The sequence below is a fragment of the Streptosporangium sp. NPDC002607 genome (assembly GCF_053592655.1).
This window is the reverse complement of sequence record NZ_JBSFWD010000002.1, coordinates 305,548-326,368: the sequence shown is the minus strand read 5'-3', so window position 1 is coordinate 326,368 and position 20,821 is coordinate 305,548. Positions and strand designations below refer to the sequence as shown.

General features: G+C 71.8%; 15 protein-coding genes. 12 read left to right on the top strand and 3 right to left on the bottom strand.

All coding sequences use genetic code 11. From position 1 onward, the window contains the following. Positions 1-8 precede the first annotated feature (8 nt). Both ACWD3H_RS03905 and ACWD3H_RS03900 read left to right on the top strand, forming a co-directional pair. Complete coding sequence (locus tag ACWD3H_RS03905; RefSeq protein ID WP_451953931.1) at positions 9-857, top strand: LLM class F420-dependent oxidoreductase; 849 nt, start codon at positions 9-11, stop codon at positions 855-857. A 285-nt stretch (positions 858-1,142) separates the two neighbouring features. Further along, positions 1,143-3,191: a protein kinase domain-containing protein gene (locus ACWD3H_RS03900; RefSeq protein WP_451953930.1), complete on the top strand. Its 2,049-nt coding sequence runs from the start codon at positions 1,143-1,145 to the stop codon at positions 3,189-3,191. 93 nt (positions 3,192-3,284) lie between these two features. Here the strand turns inward: ACWD3H_RS03900 and ACWD3H_RS03895 are convergent, their stop codons facing one another. Next, on the bottom strand, positions 3,285-3,818 hold the full coding sequence (locus ACWD3H_RS03895; protein WP_451953929.1) for a TetR/AcrR family transcriptional regulator: 534 nt from the start codon (positions 3,816-3,818) through the stop codon (positions 3,285-3,287). A gap of 126 nt (positions 3,819-3,944) precedes the next feature. On the opposite strand from ACWD3H_RS03895, the gene ACWD3H_RS03890 reads away from it, so the two are divergent. After that, on the top strand, positions 3,945-6,179 hold the full coding sequence (locus ACWD3H_RS03890) for an MMPL family transporter (RefSeq protein WP_451953928.1): 2,235 nt from the start codon (positions 3,945-3,947) through the stop codon (positions 6,177-6,179). A 41-nt stretch (positions 6,180-6,220) separates the two neighbouring features. On the opposite strand, the gene ACWD3H_RS03885 is transcribed toward ACWD3H_RS03890, so the two are convergent. Further along, a complete protein-coding gene (locus ACWD3H_RS03885) occupies positions 6,221-7,324 on the bottom strand; it encodes an alcohol dehydrogenase catalytic domain-containing protein (RefSeq protein WP_350912792.1) in 1,104 nt (367 codons plus the stop codon). A 259-nt stretch (positions 7,325-7,583) separates the two neighbouring features. Here ACWD3H_RS03885 and ACWD3H_RS03880 point away from each other — a divergent pair, with 259 nt between their 5' ends. The 7 genes from ACWD3H_RS03880 to ACWD3H_RS03850 all read left to right on the top strand — a co-directional run bounded on the left by ACWD3H_RS03880 (position 7,584) and on the right by ACWD3H_RS03850 (position 17,850). Further along, positions 7,584-8,840 (top strand): ABC transporter substrate-binding protein, encoded by a 1,257-nt coding sequence (locus ACWD3H_RS03880; RefSeq protein WP_451953927.1) that lies wholly within the window; start codon positions 7,584-7,586, stop codon positions 8,838-8,840. A 230-nt stretch (positions 8,841-9,070) separates the two neighbouring features. Continuing rightward, positions 9,071-11,797, top strand: a complete 2,727-nt coding sequence (locus ACWD3H_RS03875; protein WP_451953926.1) for an ABC transporter permease subunit — start codon at positions 9,071-9,073, stop codon at positions 11,795-11,797. A gap of 1 nt (position 11,798) precedes the next feature. Further along, positions 11,799-12,566: an ABC transporter ATP-binding protein gene (locus tag ACWD3H_RS03870; protein ID WP_451953925.1), complete on the top strand. Its 768-nt coding sequence runs from the start codon at positions 11,799-11,801 to the stop codon at positions 12,564-12,566. A gap of 261 nt (positions 12,567-12,827) precedes the next feature. Further along, the gene (locus ACWD3H_RS03865) at positions 12,828-14,546 is read left to right on the top strand and encodes a trypsin-like peptidase domain-containing protein (protein ID WP_451953924.1); all 1,719 of its coding nucleotides are present in this window, start codon (positions 12,828-12,830) and stop codon (positions 14,544-14,546) included. A gap of 265 nt (positions 14,547-14,811) precedes the next feature. Beyond that, a complete protein-coding gene (locus ACWD3H_RS03860) occupies positions 14,812-15,966 on the top strand; it encodes an acyl-CoA dehydrogenase family protein (RefSeq protein WP_451953923.1) in 1,155 nt (384 codons plus the stop codon). Continuing rightward, the gene (locus ACWD3H_RS03855; protein ID WP_451953922.1) at positions 15,963-16,949 is read left to right on the top strand and encodes an acyl-CoA dehydrogenase family protein; all 987 of its coding nucleotides are present in this window, start codon (positions 15,963-15,965) and stop codon (positions 16,947-16,949) included. Before ACWD3H_RS03860 ends, ACWD3H_RS03855 begins: the two co-directional genes overlap by 4 nt. A 79-nt stretch (positions 16,950-17,028) precedes the next feature. Beyond that, positions 17,029-17,850 carry a TIGR03619 family F420-dependent LLM class oxidoreductase gene (locus ACWD3H_RS03850; RefSeq protein ID WP_451953921.1) on the top strand — a complete coding sequence of 274 codons (822 nt, stop codon included), beginning with the start codon at positions 17,029-17,031 and terminating at the stop codon, positions 17,848-17,850. Positions 17,851-17,863: 13 nt separating this feature from the next. Here ACWD3H_RS03850 and ACWD3H_RS03845 read toward each other — a convergent pair whose 3' ends face one another. Continuing rightward, positions 17,864-19,417 carry a CHAP domain-containing protein gene (locus ACWD3H_RS03845; RefSeq protein WP_451953920.1) on the bottom strand — a complete coding sequence of 518 codons (1,554 nt, stop codon included), beginning with the start codon at positions 19,415-19,417 and terminating at the stop codon, positions 17,864-17,866. 524 nt (positions 19,418-19,941) lie between these two features. Here ACWD3H_RS03845 and ACWD3H_RS03840 point away from each other — a divergent pair. Both ACWD3H_RS03840 and ACWD3H_RS03835 read left to right on the top strand, forming a co-directional pair. Then, the gene (locus ACWD3H_RS03840) at positions 19,942-20,151 is read left to right on the top strand and encodes a DUF5999 family protein (RefSeq protein ID WP_350912810.1); all 210 of its coding nucleotides are present in this window, start codon (positions 19,942-19,944) and stop codon (positions 20,149-20,151) included. Beyond that, a complete protein-coding gene (locus tag ACWD3H_RS03835) occupies positions 20,148-20,693 on the top strand; it encodes an ATP-binding protein (protein WP_355557563.1) in 546 nt (181 codons plus the stop codon). Before ACWD3H_RS03840 ends, ACWD3H_RS03835 begins: the two co-directional genes overlap by 4 nt. Positions 20,694-20,821: the final 128 nt, after the last annotated feature.

The window sequence follows — 20,821 nt, the reverse complement described above, 5'->3', positions numbered from 1 at the left end:
GTCCGGACGTGAAGACGGAGGCGCTGATGCGGCTGGGTGTCACGATGTTCGCCACCGACCGGTCCATGCCGGTCGCCGAACTGGCCGGGGCGGCCGAGGAGCGCGGGTTCGCCTCCCTCTACCTGCCGGAGCACACGCACATCCCCATCTCCCGCCGTACGCCCCCGGCCGCGGGACAGGCGGTGCTCCCCGAGGAGTACCGGCGCACGCTCGACCCGCTCGTCGCGCTCTCCCACGCCGCCGCCGTGACGAGCGAGATCACCCTCGGCACCGGCATCATGCTCGTCGCCCAGCGCGAACCCCTGGTCACCGCCAAGGCCGTCGCCACCCTCGACCACCTCTCCGGCGGCCGGGTGGTGCTCGGCATCGGGTTCGGCTGGAACGTCGAGGAGGTCGAGGATCACCTCGGCCCGCAGGGTTTCCGCTCCCGCCGCGACGTGGCCCGCGAGCACATGCTGGCGATGAAGGCCCTGTGGAGCCGGGAGGAGGCCGGTTTCGACGGCCGCCACGTCGGCTTCGAGCCCTCCTGGTCCTGGCCCAAGCCGATCTCCGGTCCCCCCGTCTACGTGGGCGGGGCCGCGGGCCCCAAGCTCTTCGCCCACGTCGCCGAGTACGCCGACGGCTGGATGCCGATCGGCGGCCGGGGCATCAGGGCCGCCCTCCCCGCCCTGCGCGAAGCCTGCGACAAGGCGGAACGCGAGATGGCCAAGATCGTCCCCTTCGGCACGCTCCCCAACGCGGAGAAACTCGACTACTACTCCGAACTGGGCATCGAGGAGGTCATACTCAGCCTTCCCAGCGCCGAGGCCGACCAGATCCTCCCCATCCTCGACGAGTACACGGCCTTCCTCCGCTGACCGGCCGCAGTCCGGGCACTCCCGGTGGGCACGAGGTCGTGGACCTGTTCAGGTCGCTGACTCCGGGGGAACGACGCGCCGGGGCCTGGTCCCGCGGGCCGTACCGGACGGCCGGCCCGGCACCGGCTCTGTGCTGGGCGTTGGCGATTCGGGAGGTGTGTTGGGACTTGCCCTGACCTGAGCATCACATGAATATCACGGTGAGGGAGAGAAGACCTGTCTGCCCGTTGACTGTCGGCGATGCTTCTTCTTGAGTGAGAAGGGTGGCGGCGAGGGGAGGCTCGCGTGCCGTATGCGCAGCCGCTCAGAACGGGGGATCCGGCGGCGCTCGGTGAGTACGAGATCATCGGGCGGCTCGGAGAGGGAGGCCAGGGAGTGGTCTATGTCGGGGTGCGCCCCGACACCGGATCAGAGCCCTACGCGGTCAAGCTTCTGCACGGCTCGGTGGGGGAGAACCCTGAGATCTTCCTGCGCGAGGTCGAGCTGGCGAAGCAGGTGGCCCGGTTCTGCACGGCCCAGGTGATCGGCGCCGGGCTGGACGGCGACCGGCCCTACATCGTCAGCGAGTACGTCGACGGCCCGTCGCTCCACCGCGAGGTCGCGGTCAGCGGGCCCCGCGAGGGAGGCCGGCTGGAGCGTCTGGCCATCGGCACGGCCACCGCGCTCGCGGCCATCCACCGGGCCGGGATCGTGCACCGCGACTTCAAGCCGCAGAACGTGCTGCTCGGTCCGGACGGGCCGAGGGTCATCGACTTCGGGCTGGCCAGGGCGCTGGACGCGGCGGCCACCCAGAGCGGGCGCGGTGCGGGCACTCCGGCCTACATGGCGCCCGAGCAGGTGGAGGGCGCCGAGATCAACCCGGCGGCCGACGTCTTCGCCTGGGGCGCCACGATATGTTTCGCGGCCAACGCCCAGGCGCCCTTCGGCCAGGACTCGATCGCGGCGGTCCTGAACCGGATCCTCACCGCGGCCCCGCAGCTGGGGCGCCTCGACGGGCTGCTCGGCGCGCTGGTGGTCGACTGCCTGGACAAGAATCCCGGTAACCGTCCCAGCAGCCGGGAGCTGTTGCTCGCGCTGCTCGGCAACGACGGGCACAGGTCGGTGCTCGACTCCCGGACCCCTCCGGTGCCCGGCGGTCTCGCCCTGCGGGCCGGCTCCGGCGAGCCTGACGTCTCAGACCCGTCCGGCGTGTCCGGTCCCGCTGATTCCTCGGATACGCCCGGTTCCTCCGATGCGTCGGGCCTCGCGGGGAGGTCGCGCACCTCCGGGTCCGCCTGGCGGGCGATGCCCGGTGGGCGCGGGCACTTCACCGAAGGCGAGGACTTCGACGAGCCCCGCACTCACCCGGGGCGGGCGGCCACCAGGGCGTCGATGGCGGTCTCCGGGGCGCTGCTGGTGAGCGCCGCGGTGCTGGTGGGGGTGCTGGTCCCGGCACTGAGCGGTGTCACCCCGAAAGGCGCGGCGGTACCGCCGGCGGTGCCGGTGGTGGAGAGCAGTCCCCAGGTCGAGACGGCGCCGCAGCCGAGCAGGACGAGCCCGCCGGTCAGGCCGCTCCCGACGAATCCGGCCAAGCCGCCGCGCGCGGAGGGTGTCAGATCCTCCCCGCTGCCACCGCCCGAGGTCATGACGGTCGTGCCGGCCCTCGTCGGGCTGGACCGTTCCGGGGCGGCGCGCCTGATCAAACAGGCCGGGCTGGTCGCCGGGACCGTCCAGGCGGTCAACTCCAACCGGCCGGTCGGGGAGGTGCTCGCGAGCAACCCGGTGGCGGGGACCACACTGCCGAGGAAGGGCAAGGTCAACCTGGAGGTCTCCGCGGGGATCCAGGTGCCCACGCTGGTCGGCCTCGCCAGGAGTGCCGCCCAGGCGGCGCTTACCCAGGCCGGGCTGGTCGCCGGAGGGGTGAGTACGCGCTGCTCGGACCAGCCGGCCGGGCGGGTGCTGGCGAGCACCCCCGGCGCGGGCAAGCACGTCTCGCCGGGCAGTGCGGTGGCGCTCGTCATCTCCAGGTACGGCGTTCCGGTGCCGTCGATCACCGGCCAGAGCGCGGCCGATGCCTCGAACACGCTCGGCGGGGCGGGTTTCGCGGTACGGACCCGGGCGCGGCTGGTCACCGACGACGCACAGGACGGTGTGGTGCTGGCGCAGAGCGTGGCGCCGGGCACCTGTGCCCGGCCGGGCGCGACGGTCGTGATCACGGTCGGTGTGGCGGGCCAGAGCGGGCCTGGTCCGGGGCCTGGTCCGGGACCGAGCCACGGCCCGGGGGAGACCACCGCGCCTCCCGATCCGCCCGACCCGCCGGATCCGGTGCCCGGGGAGGCGGCTCCGTCGGGATGACGGCATCCCGGTACGGCGGCGGGCCGGGGCGATGGGCGCCCGCGGGGGAGCGGGGAACTCGGGTGTGGTGTTCGCGGGGCGGCGGGGTAGCGGTCAGATGGCGGCCAGGGTGGTGGCCAGCAGGGCCTTCCTGACGTCCTCCTGGGGGAGGTCGATCGTCTTGACCACCCCGTACTGAAGCGACCCCAGCAGGGCCCAGGCCCAGACCCGGCGGTCGGGATCGGGGTCGGGTCCGGCCAGCCGGTGGTAGATCTCGTCACGGAAGGCGCGGATGATCTCGCCGGGGGAGCCGGGTGGCGCGTCGTCGGCGCCGCCGATGTCCTCCATGATCAGCCGGATGATCGCCCGATACCTGACCACGAAGGTCACCAGGGCCTCGACGAAGGCGTGGTCGTCGTCGAAGTCGCTCTCGATCAGGACCATGATGTCCTCGGCGGCGGGTGCGAGCAGCTCGGCGGCCAGCCGGTCCTTGGGATGGAAGTGGTAGGCGACGGCGGTCTTCGTCAGGCCGACGGCCGCGGCGATGTCGGCCAGCGAGGTCGCCGCATAGCCGCGCTCGGCGAACAACCGGCGAGCGGCGTCGAGGATCCGGCCGCGCGTGTCGTGTCCATGTTCAAGTGTGGTCATCGTCTCAATCCCACGCTATTGGGAGTATTTCCCAGTTTGCGCGCCTACTCTCGTATCGTAGGTTCTGTACGGCCGTACAGTACGGCGTTTCAGGCACATTTCAGACTTTAATAGGGCGGTCACCGAATGTCTGGTTTGCTGGGGCGGCTGGGGAGTTGGTGCGCGCGGCGCGGCAAGGCGGTGCTGGCGCTGTGGGTCGTCGCCGCGGCACTGCTGATGGCGGGCTCGGTGCTGTTCCCCGGACCGGCCACCAACGACACCAGCCTCCCCGGCACCGACGCCCAGCGGGCGATAGACCTGCTGAAGGACGGCTTCGGCCCCGGTTACGAGATGGGTGGTTCGGTCCAGCTCGTCCTTTACTCTCCCGACGGCTCCCTCATCGCCGAGCCGAGGAAGAGCGCGGTGGAACGCGCCGCGGAGCAGATCCGCAAGGTCCCGCACGTGGTGGAGGTGACCCCTCCCTCCCGGACGGGCGGGATCGCGCCCAGCCTGGAGATCGGTTTCATCGCGGTCAAGCTTGAGGGGCACGACACCACCAAGACGGCCGAGACCGCCAAGCTCCTCGTCGAGGCGGCCGAGCCCGCGCGGGCGGCGGGCCTGGAGGTCGTGCCCGCCGGCTCGTCGAGCCCGGCGAACAAGGAGATCAAGACCGGGACGAGCGAGATCATTGGAGTGATCTGCGCGCTGCTGGTCCTGCTGTTCGCGTTCGGCACTCTGGTCGCCGCGATGATCCCGATCTTCGTCGCGCTGGTCAGCATCGCGACCGGGCTCGGCACGATCGGCCTGCTCGGCCACCTGGTGGACGTGCCCAAGCAGGCGCCGATCCTGGCGACGATGATCGGCCTCGGCGTCGGCATCGACTACGCGCTCTTCCTGCTCAGCAGGTACCGCAAGCTGCTGGCCGACGATGTGCCCGTCCACGAGGCGATCCGCCGGGTGGTCGCCAGCTCCGGCGGTGCGGTGGTGTTCGCCGGCGGCACGGTGATCATCGCGCTCAGCGCGCTCCTGCTCGCCGACTTCCCCATGCTGCAGACACTCGGCTGGATCACCGGCATCTCGGTGGTCTGCGCGGTGCTCACCGCCGTCACGCTGGTCCCCGCGCTGCTCGGGATGCTCGGACAGCGGGTCAACGCGTTCCGCCTGCCGTTCATGGGGCGCCGGGGCAGCCACGGCTCCTCCGGCTGGGCCTCGCTGGGCAACTGGGTGGCCAGGCGTCCCTGGAGCGTGCTCGCGCTCAGCGTCGTGCTCCTGGGAGCGCTCGCCGCCCCCGCCCTGGGACTCAAGCTGGGCACGCTCGACAACGGCTACGGCGATCGCGGCACCGACGCGCGGCGCTCCTACGAACTGCTGCAGGCCGGGTTCGGACCCGGCATGAACGGCCCGCTCATCGTGGTGGCGGATCTGGAGACCCCGGTCGTCGACCGGAAGCCCGCCCCGGCCATATTGCAGAACCTGAAGGACCGCGTCGCGGACGTCGAAGGGGTGGCCCATGTCGGCGACCCGGTTCTCAACGAGCGCGGCACGGCGGCCCTGGTCCAGGCGATCCCCGACTACGCCCCCAGTGACCCTCGGGCGCTGGATGTGGTCAAGGCGGTACGCGCGCTCGAGATCGAGGGAGCCAAGGTACACGTGGGCGGTGAGGTCGCGGGCATGGCCGACGCCAACTCCAAGATCGCCGCACGCACCCCGCTGGTCGTCGGCGTCGTGGTCCTGCTGAGCGCACTGCTGCTGCTCCTGGCGTTCCGTTCGCCGGTCGTCGCGATCAAGGCCGCGGTGATGAACCTGATCTCGCTCGGGGCCGCGTTCGGCGCGCTCTCGCTGGTCTTCTCCCTGGGGCTGGGCAGTGGCCTGGTCGGCATGGACCCGCCGGTCAACGTGGACGCCTCCTATCTGAGCACGCTCTTCTTCACCGTGCCGATCGACAGCTACATCCCGCTGATGCTGTTCGCGATCCTGTTCGGCCTGTCGATGGACTACGAGGTCTTCCTGCTCACCGCCGTGCGGCAGGCGTACCTGAGGCACGGCGACAACCGCAGGGCGGTGGCCGAGGGGCTGGGGTCGACCGGCCGGGTGATCACTTCCGCCGCTCTGATCATGGTCTCGGTCTTCGTCGCGTTCGTCGCCTACCCCGATCCGATGGTAAAGATCTTCGGTGTCGGCCTGGCGGTGGCCATCGCGGTGGACGCCACGATCATCAGGGGCCTGCTGGTCCCGGCGACCATGGTCCTGCTCGGCAGGTTCAACTGGTGGTGCCCCGCCTGGCTGGACCGTCTCCTGCCCAACCTCTCCATCGAGGGGCAGGAGGAGGACGAGGAGATCGAGGAGCCGAGCAGGGAACTCGTCGGCGCGGGTCGCGGCTGAGCCGAAGCGGCGACCGGGGAGGTCGTGCACGAGGGCGGTGGTCAGTCGAAGACGATGACGCTGCGGGCCACCGCCCCCTCGCGGACGTGCCGGATCGCCTCGTTGATCTCCTCCAGCGGGAGGCGCTCGCTGACCAGGCGGTCGAGGTCGAGGCGGCCGCGCAGGTACTGCTCGGCGAGCATGGGCAGGTCCCTGATCGGGGCGGCGTCGCCGCCCTGGGTGCCCATCAGGCGTCTGGAGGCGAACAGCAGGCCCGGCTCGACACTGAGCGGCTCGCCCTGCGGCGGGCTGCCGACCATCACCGTCGTGCCGCCGGGCTGGGTGGAGGCGAGGGCGGCGCCGAGCACGCCGGCCACGCCGGTCACGTCGAAGGCGTAGTCCACGCCGCCCCTGACGATCTCGCCCACCTGCTTGGGCAGGTCGGTGACGAGGATCGTGTGGGTGGCGCCGAACTCCTCGGCCAGCTTCAGCTTCTGTTCGGCCACGTCCGCGGCGACGATGGTGGTGGCTCCGGCCAGCGCGGCGCCCTGGACGACGTTCAGCCCGACCCCGCCGCAGCCGACCACCAGCACGCTGGAGCCGGGGGTGACCTGCGCGACGTTCAGCACCGCGCCGACGCCGGTGATCACCCCGCAGGCCAGCAGGCACATGGTGTCGAACGGCGCGTCTTTTGCGATCTTCACGCACATCGCCTCGTTGACCACGGCGTACTCGGCGAACGAGCCGATGCCGATCATCGTCCTGGCACCGTCGCCGTCCACGGTGATCCGGGTACCGCCGTCGCGCATCGTGCCCATGATGGCCGCCATCCTGGCGGGGCCGCCGCACAGGTGGAACCGGCCGGCGCCGCAGTTGCGGCAGCGCCCGCAGGCGCCGTTCATCGCGATGATCACATGGTCACCGGGTCTGACGCCGGTCACCCCGGCTCCGGTGCTCTCCACGATCCCGGCGCTCTCGTGGCCGAGTACGAAGGGGAGCCGTCGCACCACCGGGCTCTTGCCGTCCAGCGCCTTGATGTCGGACCCGCAGACGCCGGACGCCTTGATCCGCACCCGCACCTCGCCGGGTCCCGGGTCGGCGATCTCGACCTCGCGTACCTCCAGCGCCGTGCCGAACCCGGTGAGTACGGCCGCACGCATCAACATGTCCGCTCCCGTCGAGCCGAGGGCCCCGTGTGCTCCGCACGCTAGCCCGGAGCGGCGTTATAAGCAAGCAGTTGCTTGGTTATCTACCGTGCCGGGGTGCCGCCGCGCCTTCCAGGTGGTCGGGTGGCCCGTGTGGGGGGTGTGGTGATCTTCCATTGACACCCCCGGATGCCAAATCTACGCTGACGAAACCAAGCGAGCGCTAGGCCAAATTGCGTCAAGCGCGCGCCGCACGGCACGGCACGGCAGGGAGCGACCTATGAGACGGCAGGCAGTGCGACTCATCGGCCTGGTGGCCGCGGCGGCGCTCGCCGCAGGCGGCTGCGCGGCCGAGCAGAAGGCCGCGGGGGGCGGTGGCTCCGAGGGGGCGGCGGGGGTGACCGCCACGACGGTCAAGGTGGGTGGCGTGCTCACCAAGACCAGCGCGAGCGGCTACTCCACCAAGGACGCGGAGATCGGGGCCAGAGCCAGGTTCCAGCGCGCGAACGAGGCCGGCGGCGTGCACGGACGCACCATCGAGTTCATCGGGGCCGAGGACGACAACCAGGACGCGGCCAAGGGGGATGCGGCGGCCAAGAAGCTGGTCCAGAAGGACAGGGTGTTCGCGCTGGTCCCCGTGCACGCGCCCAACTTCGGCGGCGCGACCTTCCTGGAGCAGCAGGGCGTGCCGTGGTTCGGCTGGGCCACCGGGCCGCAGTGGTGCGGCACGAAGACGGGCTTCGGCTACAACGGCTGCCTGGCACCGCAGCCGGGCGCGGGCTCGCAGACCTGGTGGGGCAACCAGATGGCCGAGCTCATCGGCGGCTCGGCGGGCAAGAGCGTCTACATCCAGACGAGTGACTCCAGCGGCAGCAAGTACGGGGGCAAGACCATCTCGCAGTCCTTCGAGGCCGCGGGCTTCAAACTGGTCGGCCTCAACTCGGGTCTGCCCGCCGCGGCCCCGCCGCCCGACTGGCTCCCGTACATCAACAAGATCATGACCTCCGACGGCGGCGGGCCGCCGGACCTGGTGGTCTCGATCATCGCCGGCACCAAGTTCAACGTCGGCCTGTACGGCGCGCTGAAGAAGGCCGGCTACCAGGGCCTGATCTCCGACGCGACCAGCTACGACGCCGCGATCCTGGCGGACCCGGCGATCGCCCAGGCGCTCGAAGGCGTGATCGCGGCCCCCATGTTCGAGCCCTTCGAGTCGCAGGCCCCGGAGATCGCGCAGCTCAAGGCGGACGTGGAGAAGGCCGCACCGGGGACTCAGCTCACCCAGCATCTGGCCATCGGCTACTGGGCGGCCGACATCTTCCTCAAGATCCTGGAGCAGACCGGCAAGGAGCTGACCCGGGAGAGGTTCCTGGCCGCGGCCAACGGCTCCTTCGACTACGAGAATCCCGGCTTCGGCCGGATCCGCTATCCCAGGGACCACACCGAGCCCAACGGCTGCGGCGCCCTGGTCAAGCTGGAGGGGGGCGTCTTCAAGGTGGCCAAGAACATGAAGTGCTTCGACAACGTCCCGCTGAAATAGCGGGCGCGGGCTTGCCGCTCACGCGTCTGGCGGGCCACGTGAGCGGCGAGCCGGGGGCACCTCCGGCCGCCCCGCCGGCCCTCACCCGTCAACCCCACCATCCGACCGTCGTCCTCTTCGGGGAGCGGCTCCGGCCCGCGCGAAGGCCGGCCGTACCGGTCCCGCAGGCGAACGGGTCACACCCGTGAGCAGTCAGCAACCAGGCGCGAAATTCCGGGGTGATGGCCCTTATGTCCGAGCTTGTTGGTTACATTCTCAGCGGCCTCGTCACCGGAGCCGTCTTCGCGGTCATGGCCTCGGGGCTGACCCTGTCCTACGCGGCGACGGGCGTGTTCAACTTCGCTCACGGAGCCATCGGGTTCCTGGCCGCGCTGCTGTACTTCGAACTCAACGTGGGCCTCGGGCTGCCCGCCTGGGCGGCCGGGGTGGTCGCGGTGGCGCTCTTCGCACCGCTGCTCGGATACCTGCTGCACAGGGTCATGTTCCGCGGCCTCGCCCAGGCGGGGGAGACGGCGCAGATCGTCGGGACCATCGGCCTGACGATCGCGCTCCCGGCACTCGGGCTGCTGGTCGTCGACCTGGTCGCCGAGCCGCTCGGGCTGCCCCGTGCCGACGCGACCTCGCTGCCACGCGGCCTGGGCCCCTACCCGGCGGCCACCTACGCCTTCGGCGGCGTCCACCTCGACTCCGACCAGCTCATCACCTTCGCCTTCGCGGTGCTGGCCGCCGCGGGGCTGTGGGCCTTCATGCGGCACACGCCGTACGGCCTGAGAATGCGCGCCTCGGTGGACTGCCGCGGGCTGGCCACCCTGCGCGGGATCGACGTCGACGCCTCCTCGGCCATGGCCTGGACGCTCAGCTCGACACTCGCCGGGCTCGCCGGGGTGCTGGCGGTCTCGACCCTGGGCCTGGATTCCACCGCGTTCACCGTGATGCTGTTCGTCTCGGCGACGGCCGCGGTGTTCGGCCGGCTCCGGTCGATCCCATGGACGTTCGCGGCCGGGCTCGGGCTCGGCGTGGTGCAGAACCTGGTCGCGGGGTACGCGGACTTCGCCGAGGACGTCACCGGACTGCGCACGGCGGTACCGGTGATCCTGCTGTTCGTCGGGCTGATCCTGCTCAACCGGTCCAGGGGCCGCATCGCGGGGTCCGCCGCCGAGGACGCGCCGCCGCCCGACCACCTGGCCGACCTGCCGCCGTGGCGGCGGCGCCTGCCGTGGGTGCTCGGCCTGGTCGCGCTGCTGGCCTGGACCCTCACCCGCCCGGCCGACGACTTCTACGTGAGCGTGGTGGCCCAGGGGCTCGTCCTCGCGCTGATCTTCTGCTCGTTCGTGGTCGTCACCGGCATCGGCGGCATGGTCAACCTCGCGCAGGCGTCCTTCGCCTCGATGGCCGCGCTCACCTGCGGCTGGGCGTTCTCCTCCGGCCTGCCCCTACCGGTGGCGATCCTGCTGGGGGTGCTCGGCGCGACAGCGGTCGGCGTGCTCGTCGCGCTGCCCGCCCTCCGGCTGGGCGGCCGGATTCTCACCCTGGCCACGCTCGCCCTCGCCCTCCTCGCCGACCAGGTGCTCTTCCAGATCGACGAGTTCAGCAACGGCACGATCGGCTGGCCGCTGCCCGCCCTCGGACTGGGGTTCGCCGACACCACCGACCCCCGGGTACGGGTCCTGCTGTTGCTGGCCCTGATCGGGCTGGTCGGGCTCCTGGTGCGGAACCTGGAACGGTCGGCCTCGGGCCGGGCGGTCCTGGCGGTCCGCTCCGCGCCCGCCGCCGCGACCACCTCCGGCATCTCGGCCCCCCGTACCAAGATCATGCTCTTTGCCCTGGCCTCCGGGATCGCGGGGCTGGGCGGAGTGCTGTTCGCGATCTCCAAGGGCTCGGTGACGGCCACCGACCTGCCGGCCTTCTCGGGTTTCGTCTGGCTGGCCGTGGTCGTCCTGCAGGGCGTCCGCAGGATCGGCGGCGCGGTGCTCGGCGGGCTGATCGCCGCGATCTTCCCCGAGTTGCTGGCCGGGTGGCACGTCTCCGCGCACGTCGGGGCGATCCTCTTCGGGGCCGGCGGGATGATCCTGGCCAGGCATCCGGACGGGGTGCTCGCCCAGCTGGGCGAGGCCCGCCACCGCCGGCGCACGCGCGGTGACCGCGCCGTGGCCCTCCAACGCGAGACACCCCCGCGCGAGGGGGACGAGAGCGCGGGGCCCGCTCCGGAGCCGAAGGCGATGAACGGGACCGGCCACCGCCCGGTCACCGCACCGCCGCGGGCACCCGCCGTCGAGGACGCGCTGTTCCGGCTGGAGGGTGCGGTCGCCGGGTACGGGGACGTCACGGTGCTGCGCGGGGTGGACCTCGCGGTACGGCCGGGAGAGGTGGTGGCGCTGCTCGGCGCGAACGGCGCGGGCAAGTCCACCACCTGCGCGGTCGCCGCGGGGGATCTCCGGGTGACGGCGGGGCGGGTGGTCCTGGACGGGGTCGACGTGACCTCCTGGCCCGCCCACCGCCGCGCGCGGGAAGGTGTGCTGCTCGCACCCGAGGGGCGCGGTGTCTTCCCCGGGCTGACCGTGGACGAGAATCTGCGGACCTGGCTCGCCGATCCGGGTCCCGTCTACGAGCGGCTGCCGCAACTCGCCAGGCGCCGGGGGCTTGCCGCCGGGGCACTCTCCGGCGGTGAGCAGCAGCTGCTCACCCTGGCTCCCGCTCTGGTCAGGCCGCCTCGGGTCCTGATCGCCGACGAGCCCTCGCTCGGCCTGGCACCGCTCGTCGTCGAGCAGCTCTTCGAGGTCTTCGCCGAGCTGCGCGAGCGCGGCGTCGCGCTGCTCCTGGTGGAGGAGAAGGCCACCTCGGTGCTCGAACTCGCCGACACCGTCGCGTTCATGCGCCTGGGCAGGGTCACCTGGACCGGCCCCCGGGCCGAGGTGGACGGCGCCAGGCTCACCGCCGCCTATCTGGGGGTGTCGTGACATGAGAGACGGGGTGGCGATGAGCGTGGCGCTGCGGGTCGAGGCCGTGTCGGTCTCCTTCGGGGGCGTCCACGCGCTCACCGATGTCTCCTTCGAGGTGCCGGCGGGCCAGGTCTGCGGGGTGATCGGGCCCAACGGGGCGGGTAAGACCACGCTGTTCGACGTGATCTCCGGACTGCGCCGGCCGACCTCGGGTTCCGTCTCGGTGATGGGCCGCGAGAGCACGGGGATCCCGGCGGTGCGGCGGGCGCGTGCCGGACTGCGCCGTACCTTCCAGCGGACCCAGGTGTTCGGCCGGCTGACCGTGGCGGACAACGTGCTGGCCGCGATGGAGTGGCGGGGCGGGGGAGGTGGGCTCCCGGCCGACCTGGTCGGCTGGCGGGGACGCCGGAACCTGGAGCGGGCACGTGGGGAGCGGGTGGACGAGGTGCTGGAGCTCTGCGGGCTGAACGGGCTGCGCGACGCCTACGCGGCGGCACTTCCCGCCGGGTCGCGACGCCTGGTCGAGCTGGCCCGCGCCCTCGCGGACGCGCCGTCGCTCCTGCTGCTCGACGAGCCCACGTCCGGTCTGGACGCCGACCAGACCGCTCGCATCGAGGAGGTCATCGGGGCGTTGGAGACGACGATCCTGCTGGTCGAACATGACATGGGATTCGTGATGGACACCTGTGACCGTCTCGTCGTCCTCGACCTCGGCCACGTCATCGCCTCGGGCGCTCCCGCCGAGATCCGCGAGGATCCCGTGGTCCGTGCCGCCTATCTCGGCTGACCTCGTTCTCCGTGCGGGTGAGATTCCGGGGCGATCGGGGGCCGCGCGGCGCGTACGGATTCGACGCTCGCCGTTGTGGGCATATACTCGCCCATACCTTGATCGCTTACCGGCGCGAGGCCGTCCTGCCCGTTGAGCGCCGGGAGGGTTCCAGCACGTCGTCGGGCGCTCTCGGCGGCCTACCAGTCGCTTCCAAGTACTCCCCAAGTGGTCCCCGTCATGCTCTCGCCTCGGGAAGCAAGTTTTGGGGAGAGTACGAAGATGTGGGGAAGAATCAGCGCCGTCGCGGGCCTGGTGCTGGCGAGCACGCTGGCACTGCCGGGTACAGCGGTGGCCAAACCCAAAGAGGTCGACGTCCCCGTCGGGACGTGGCTGGCCGCCAGGACGCACCCGTCCGTCCAGCTGACCTCGGTGTCCTACACGGCGGATGTGGCCGTGCCGACGCCCGAGGCGAACCTGGAGGCGATCAGGACCCTGACGCAGCAGGGGATCAACGCCGTACAGAGCGGCAAGATCTCCTCCGACGAGAACAGCATCTACCGCTGGGTCGTGCAGCAGATGGCCAAGAACCCGGGCCGCTACTTCTCGCCCGGCGGGCAGGAGCGGGTCGTCGAGGCGACGGCGGGCGGGCTGTGCACCGGCTGGTGGATCACGCCGGACGGCTACATGGTGACCGCGGCGCACTGCGTCGGCCAGGAGGACACCGAGCTGGCCCAGACCTTCGCGGCACAGGCGCTCACGAAGATCAACGAGAAGGATGCCGCGGACCTGGTCGCCAGCCTCGGAGACATCGCCTCCGACGAGGAGATCCTCCGGAACGCGGCGAAGATCTTCCAGATCTGGAACGCGGAGAACATCAAGATCCGCAATGTCCAGAGCTCGCTCTCGCTGCTGCAGAGCCTGCCGGGCGGCGGCGTCGACAAGACCACCAAGACGGTGCCGATCGAGCTGGTCGCCAAGGGCACGGTCTACCCGGGCAAGGACGTCGCGATCCTCAAGGCCAACGGGCAGAGCAACCTGCCGACCGTGCCGCTGGGCGAGGACTCGGACGTGCGCGTCGGCGACACCCTCTACATCAGCGGGTTCCCCGGCACCGTGACGCAGACCTCGATCTTCAACCTTGAGTCCAAGCTCGACCCGGCGTTCACCGAGGGTCCCTACAACGCCAGCCGCCAGACCCCCGAGGGGGTGCCGTACATCCAGACCCAGGCGCCCTCCTACCCGGGCAACTCCGGCGGTCCGGTGTTCAGCAAGGACGGCAAGGTCATCGGCATCCTGGTCGGCGGCCTGATCCAGCAGGACGGCGGTTCCACCGAGGGTGAGAGCTTCGTGCTGCCGGTCAGCATCGTCAAGGAGAAGCTGAACGAGAAGAACATCAAGCCGGCCGAGTCGACGACGACGAAGGCCTACAACGAGGCGCTCGACTTGTTCTTCCAGAACAGGTACTCCGACGCGCTGCCCAAGTTCCGCGAGGTGCAGGCGCTGCAGCCGAACCACCCGTACGTCGCCAAGTACATCAGCGACTCCCAGCAGGCCATCACCGCGGGCAAGGACGAGAGCGGCACCCCGATCCTGCCGTGGCTGCTCTGGGGCGGCGGCGGCCTGGTCGCCGCGTTCGTGATCGGCACGATCGTCGCGGTCGCCAGGGGCAAGAGCCGCTCCAAGGGGCCGGCCTCCTTCCCGCCCGCTCCGTACGGGGCGCAGCCCGGCTACCCGGCGCAGTTGCAGGGCGGCCAGCCACAGTACGGCCAGCAGGGGCAGCCGTACGGCGCGCCGCAGCAGCAGTACCAACAGCGGCCGCCCTACCCGCTCCCGACGGGGCCCGAGACCCGGGCGGTCCGCCCGCAGTCGCCGTACGGCCCGCCGCAGCCCCAGCAGGGGACGGGCGGACCAGGAGCGAACACCCGGATCGCAGGTCTGGAGGCGGAGCTGGAGCAGCTGCGCCGGAACATGGGGCAGCGCCCGCCCGAGCAGCGCTGATCACGTCCGCTCGGGTGGGTGCCCGCTCCTGGGGGGGAGCGCTGGCGGCGCCCGCCCGAGCGGAATCGGCGTCACCCGTCCGAATGCGCCGGACGGTCGTCCGCGCAGCGGCGTTCGGACAGGTGACGCCGGGCAAGCACACGGGTGGTGCCCTTCGGGCGAGGGGCACCACCCGTGTGTCGAGGTCCGGAGCGGAACCACCGCTCCGGGCCTTTCGCGGTACGGCCCGCTGTACGCTTACCCAAGCGTGCGCTAGGTTGGTGTAGTGGATCTGGACTTCACTCCCGCGGAGCGGGAATTCCGGGCCGAGGTGCGGGACTGGCTGGCCCGGCATGTCCCGGCCGTCCCGCTGCCCTCGATGGACACGAGGGAGGGCTTCGAGGCACATCGCGAGTGGGAGCGCCTGCTCGCGGCCGACAGGCTGTCGGTGGTCTCCTGGCCCGTCGAGTACGGCGGGCGGGGGGCGAGCCTCGTCGAGTGGCTGATCTTCGAGGAGGAGTACTGGGCCGCGGGCGCCCCCGGCAGGGTCGGCCAGAACGGCATCTTCCTGCTGGCCCCCACGATCTTCTCGTACGGCACGGCGGAGCAGCGGGAGCGCTTCCTGCCCGCGATGGCCAGGGCCGACGAGGTCTGGGCGCAGGCCTGGTCCGAGCCCGAGGCGGGCAGTGACCTGGCCGCCCTGCGGTCCCGCGCGGAGCGGGTGGAGGGCGGCTGGCGGCTGTACGGGCAGAAGACCTGGAGCTCCCGGGCCTGTTACGCGGGCTGGGGCTTCGGCCTGTTCCGGACCGACCCCGCCTCGGCCAGGCACCGGGGCCTGACCTACTTCATGTTCCCGCTGGCCGACGTCACCGTACGGCCCATCGCCCAGCTCGACGGCGAGCACGGGTTCGCCGAACTGTTCTTCGACGGTGTCGAGGTCCCCGACGACCTGGTGCTCGGCGCCCCCGGCGAGGGCTGGCGGATCGCGATGGCGACCACCTCCTCGGAGCGGGGACTCACCCTGCGCAGCCCCGGCCGGTTCACGGCCACGGCCGACCGGCTGGTCCGGCTGGCCCGCTCGGGTGGCACCGAGGGCACCGATCCCGCCCTGGCCGACCAGGTCGCCCGCGCCTGGCTGGACGCCGAGGCCTACCGCCTGCACACCTTCGGCACCGCCCGCCGTCTGGCGGCGGGGGAGGAGATCGGCTCCGCCGCCAGCATGGGCAAGGTCTTCTGGTCCGAGCTGGACGTGCGCATGCACACCCTCGCCCTGCGGCTCCTCGGCGAGCGCGGCCTCCTGGACGGGGGTGCCCCCGAGGCCGAGGACGGCGGGCGCTGGCTGGACGGCTTCCTGTTCTCCCTGGCCGGACCGATCTACGCGGGCACCAACGAGATCCAGCGCAACATCATCGCCGAACGCGTCCTGGGGCTTCCACGATGAACTTCGCCTTCACCGATGACCAGCTCGCACTGGCCGCCACGGTCAGGGAGGTACTCGCCGCGCACTGCCCGGCTCGGGCCGCGCGGACGGAGCGGACCCCCGCCTGGTCCCGGCTCGCCGAGATCGGACTGTTCGGGCTGCTGGTCCCCGAGGAACACGACGGCCTCGGGCTGGGGCTCCTCGACGCGGTGCTCGCCTTCGAGGAGACGGGCAGGGTCGCGCTCCCCGGTCCGGTGGCCGAGACCGCGGTGGCGGCCCCGATGCTGCTCGCCGGCGACCCGGGGCTGGGCAAGCTCGCCGCGGGCTCGCTGCGGGTGAGCGTGCGCATCGGCGACCAGGTCTACTCTCCCGACGCGGACCTGGCGGACCTGCTGGTCGTCGAGCGCGACGGCGTCACGTACGCGGTGCGGCCGGGGCGGGCGCGGCTCACGCCCCAGTCGGGGGTCGATCGGACCAGAAGGCTGTTCGCGGTGGACTTCGACGCGGGGTCCGGCGGTGTGACCCGGCTCACGGCCCCGGTGGCCCCCGCGGTCCGCGCGGTCACCGTGGCGGTCGCCGCCCAGCTGGTCGGGGCGGCCAGGCATCTGCTGGAGACGAGCGTCGGCCACGCGCTGACCCGCAGGCAGTTCGGTGTCCAGATCGGGTCCTTCCAGGCGGTCAAGCACCTGCTCGCCGACGTGGCGGTGGCCGTCGAGTTCGCCGCGCCGCTGGTCTACGCCGCGGCCTTCGCGGTGGACAGGGAGTTGCCGACCGCCGGCCGGGACGTCGCCGCGGCCAAGGCCGCCGCGGGAGAGGCCGCCGAGCTGGCCGCCAGGACCGCGCTTCAGGTGCACGGCGCGATCGGCTACACCGAGGAGCTCGATCTGCACCTGTGGCTCGCCCGGGTGTGGTCCCTCTCCGCCGCCTACGGCGGCACCGCCCTGCACCGGTCCCGGCTGAGAGCCGAGATCCTCGGTTCCGCCGGACCGGTGAGGTGGCCGTGAGCCGGGAGGTCCCGGCCGGCCACGAGCGGGGCCGGTCACACGGGGGCGCGGTTCCCGCACGGTCACCGAGGGAGGCGTCGTGAGGTTCGGGGTCCCGCTGGGGCTGATCCATCCGGACGCGTGGCGGGACGTCGCGGTCGCCGCCGACGAGCTGGGGTTCGAGTCGGTCTGGCTGCCCGAGCACCTGGTGTTCACCACCGACCTGTCGCTGGCCGTCTATCCGGGAACCGACAGGCCGGGTATCTCCCCGGTCACCCCGCTCTTCGACGCCCCCGCCTACCTGTGCTGGCTGGCCGGGCTGACCTCGCGGGTACGGCTCGGCACCGCCGTGCACCTCTACGCGCTGCGGCATCCCTTCGTCTCCGCCCGCGCCTTCGCCACCCTGGACAGGGTCTCGGGAGGGCGGGCGATCTGCGGGGTCGGCGCCGGTTGGTACGAGGGGGAGTGGCTGGCGGCCGGGGTGGACTTCGCGACCCGGGGCCCACGCCTGGACGAGGCGATCGAGGTGACCCGGCGGCTCTGGTCCGAGCCGGTCGTCGCGCACGCGGGACGCTTCTACGACTTCCCCGAGGTCGCGTTCGAGCCCAAACCGGTCCAGGACCGGCTGCCGATCCTCGCCGGGGGCGAGTCGGGCGCGGCCCTGCGGCGGGCCGCCCGGCTCTGTGACGGCTGGATCAGCATGCCGCACTCCCTGGAGACGATCCGCTCGCAGCTCGACAGGCTCGCCGCGCTCCGCGACGACCGCCCCTTCTCGGTCACCGCGCACGCCTACGAGCTCGGCGGCCCCGCCGAGATCCCGCGCTGGGAGAGGCTCGGCGTGGACCGCATGATCGTCCGCCCCTGGCGACGCAGCCGCGACGCCGTGGCCGCGCTGGCCGCCTTCGCCGCCGACCATTTCTAGATTCATCGGGTCCCTAGGCCGGCACCCCTGTCCTGCGGCGGCGCCCCCGGTAGCCGCTGTGCACCAGGACGTCGCCCGGTTCGGCGGGTGAGGTGAGGGAGCCGGCCGGGATGGCGGGACCGCCCCAATCGCCCCGACCGCCCCGACCGCCCCGACCGCTCCGGGCCACCGGGAGGGAGGCGGAGACGGTGGCCGTTCTCGGGCCGGTGGCCCGGTGAGCGGGCATGGTGGAACGGGCGGGGTGGGCGGAATGGGCCGGGGTGGCCGGGATGGTGGTGGTGATCACGGGGTCGGCCCGGCGGTGGCGGCGGCCGCGTAACGGGGCGTCCTGCATGAAGGTGGACGACTCCACCACGGGACGCTCGTGCAAACGACGCCTGCCCCGGTAGGGCGCGTTGGAACGGCCGGCGGCGCCGGTCCGGGCGGGGGTGCCGGTCCGGCCGGGGGCGCGGCGGCGGCCCGGAGCCCCGCGGGACGGGGTGGCCGGCGCGGTGCGCTCGGCGGCGAGCGCGAGCCGTACCCTCGACTGCTTGGCCCTGGTGTGCGCGATGATCGCCGCCGCGGCGAGCAGCACCGGCGCGAGCACGGCGGGGGTGCCGAGCTCCGGGGGATGCACGGTGAGATCACGGACGGTGGCGGTCGGCGAGACGGCGAGCGCGCTGGTGTCGGCGGTGGAGGCCTTGGCGTGCTTGCCCGGCGAGGTACGGCCGGCGGGGGCCGGCACCTGGGCCTGACCGGGTGTTCCGGCGGCCGCCCGGTCACCGTCCGAGGTGTTCGCGGTGCCGCTCTGCCGCGATGCGGCGGCCCCGTCGCCGTTTCCCGGGACGGTCCTGCCGTCATCTCCCGAGGCGGTCTTGCCGCGGTTCCCCGAGGTGGACTCCCGGCCGTTTCCGGCGGCTGTCCCGGTGGCGTGCCCGGGGGCCTGTCCGGCCTTGCCGGGGCCCGCGGACGCCGGGGTCTTTCTCGCGGGGACGGGGGCGGGGACCAGGGCGAGCAGGTCGGGTCCTGGATCGATCGCCACCAGGTTGCCCCCGCCCCCGCCCCCGCCCCCGCTCGCGGTGGTGGCGGCGGCGGGATCGAGAACCGCCTGCTTCTCGGTGGCCTCCCGGTCCAGCCGGGCCTTGATCTTCTCCGGATACCCGTAGCCGACGACCTTGCCGGTGTCGCGCTCCTTGCGCTTGGCGATCCCACCGTCGATGTTGCCCTCGATCGTGTGGATCCTGTCCCCCTCGACCCGGGTGACGATCCCCACGTGGTCGATGCCGTCGATCCTCTTCGAACCGCTCCAGTCGAAGAAGACGATGGCCCCGGGCTTGGGAGTGGTGCCCCAGGCGTCCTGCTGGCGGAACCACCGGGCGTGGTAGACGGTGTAGGCGAACTGGCCGATCCACTCCTCGTAGCCCAGCTTGGCGGCCGCCCAGGAGAGGTACATGTCGCACCAGGGGGCGGCGGTGTAGTCGGCGTCGAACTCGACGGTCCTGCCGTACCAGTCGCCGAACTTGGTGTAGCCGCCGCTCTTCTCGGAGTATCCGAGCTGGCTCTCCAGCAGCTTGATGAACTTCTGCATCTCAGAGGTCATATGAGGTTTCAGGGGACCCCCGGTGGCCGTGCGGGCATGGTCGCTCCGCCTCGCGACCTGGCCACCGGGAACGGGGTTGAGCGACGGCGCGTTCACGCGAGCCTCCCGGGGACGGGTGAGACGCGTGCGGCGGCACCACTGGCCGGTTGTCTTCCGTGACGAGGGAGGCTACCCGGCCTCAAGGACAGGTCACGACAGTCTAAAGTGCACGCAAAGTCACTCGGCGTCATATACCTAGACAAAAGGCGACGTCAGGGGGCTTTCGCGCGATCTTGCGTGAGTAGAGCATTTGGCGAAAAGATCTACGGGGCGTCCGCAATCGGAGCCAGGAGCGCTGTCTCCGCGCGGATCGGTCCTGTTGACCATCCCCCCTGCCGAGGGCCGATCTCTTTACCATCGGCGAAATGGGTATGGATATGGGTATTTATCCCGATATGCCGTGATCGGTGCTGGGAGATGCTCGTCACATCGAAGGCTCAACTGCAACCAATGAAGGATCAAAGGTACGAGCCATGTGTCAGCACCAGCCGCGATGCCCTCTCGCAAGCGCCCCCGATCACGAAGCCGCGTCCCTCGTGGCCTTCCACCCCGAGCAGGGGTGGGGTCTGCTCTGCAACGGCGTCGTGGTCTTCGATGACACCGGAGCGCTCCTGCCGGACGGGCGGAGCACTCCCGTCCACGACATGCCCACTCACCGCGTTCCAATGAGGCAGGCGGCATGAGTCCGGTTCGCGTTTCCGCCGGCCAGGGGGCGAGCACGCCGCTCCAGCGGGTCACCCAGCCGTGGCCGGTCGCCGACGGTGGCCGCGTGCGCGAGCCGCACCCGGTCGAGGTGGCGCCCATGACACTCTTCCCTGAGAAGCCGGACGTGCAGGAGACGTCGTTCTCCCTCACTCCCGAGTCGTCATCCGTGCCCCGGGCCCGCCGGATGACCCGCGCCTGCCTGGCGGACTGGGGGCTGCGGGAGGAGCACAGCACGGTCGCCGAGCTGCTCGTCAGCGAGCTGGTCACCAACGCGCTGCACCACTCGCGGGGGACCATCAGGCTCGCCCTCTCCTTCGAGGACGGCCTGCTGCGCTGCGAGGTCGAGGACGCGGACACGGACCCCTCCCCGATCCGCGTGTACCAGGCCTGCGAGGACGACGAGCGGGGACGCGGGCTGCACCTGCTCGACCTGCTCTCCTGCTGCTGGGGTAGCGACCGTACCTGCGACGGCAAGGCCGTCTGGTTCGAGCTTCCCGCGCACGCCGCCGCCGAGTGCTGACCGCGGGTCCGCCATACGCGCCGGTGACCCCCGCCCCCGCCGGGAGCCGAACCCACGTACCACCTCCGAAAAGCGGAGGCAGAGTTCCCCGACTCGCCGTCCGCCGGCCGCCGGAGCCGACGAGATCG

Excerpts from the sequence above, each read along its gene's own strand:
- ACWD3H_RS03870 (WP_451953925.1), top strand. The coding sequence starts at position 11,799 with ATGAGAGACGGGGTGGCGATGAGCGTGGCGCTGCGGGTCGAGGCCGTG.
- ACWD3H_RS03835 (WP_355557563.1), top strand. The coding sequence starts at position 20,148 with ATGAGTCCGGTTCGCGTTTCCGCCGGCCAGGGGGCGAGCACGCCGCTC.
- ACWD3H_RS03875 (WP_451953926.1), top strand. The coding sequence starts at position 9,071 with ATGTCCGAGCTTGTTGGTTACATTCTCAGCGGCCTCGTCACCGGAGCC.
- ACWD3H_RS03855 (WP_451953922.1), top strand. The coding sequence starts at position 15,963 with ATGAACTTCGCCTTCACCGATGACCAGCTCGCACTGGCCGCCACGGTC.
- ACWD3H_RS03845 (WP_451953920.1), bottom strand. The coding sequence starts at position 19,417 with ATGCAGAAGTTCATCAAGCTGCTGGAGAGCCAGCTCGGATACTCCGAG.
- ACWD3H_RS03840 (WP_350912810.1), top strand. The coding sequence starts at position 19,942 with ATGTGTCAGCACCAGCCGCGATGCCCTCTCGCAAGCGCCCCCGATCAC.
- ACWD3H_RS03885 (WP_350912792.1), bottom strand. The coding sequence starts at position 7,324 with ATGTTGATGCGTGCGGCCGTACTCACCGGGTTCGGCACGGCGCTGGAG.
- ACWD3H_RS03880 (WP_451953927.1), top strand. The coding sequence starts at position 7,584 with ATGAGACGGCAGGCAGTGCGACTCATCGGCCTGGTGGCCGCGGCGGCG.
- ACWD3H_RS03890 (WP_451953928.1), top strand. The coding sequence starts at position 3,945 with ATGTCTGGTTTGCTGGGGCGGCTGGGGAGTTGGTGCGCGCGGCGCGGC.
- ACWD3H_RS03895 (WP_451953929.1), bottom strand. The coding sequence starts at position 3,818 with ATGACCACACTTGAACATGGACACGACACGCGCGGCCGGATCCTCGAC.
- ACWD3H_RS03865 (WP_451953924.1), top strand. The coding sequence starts at position 12,828 with ATGTGGGGAAGAATCAGCGCCGTCGCGGGCCTGGTGCTGGCGAGCACG.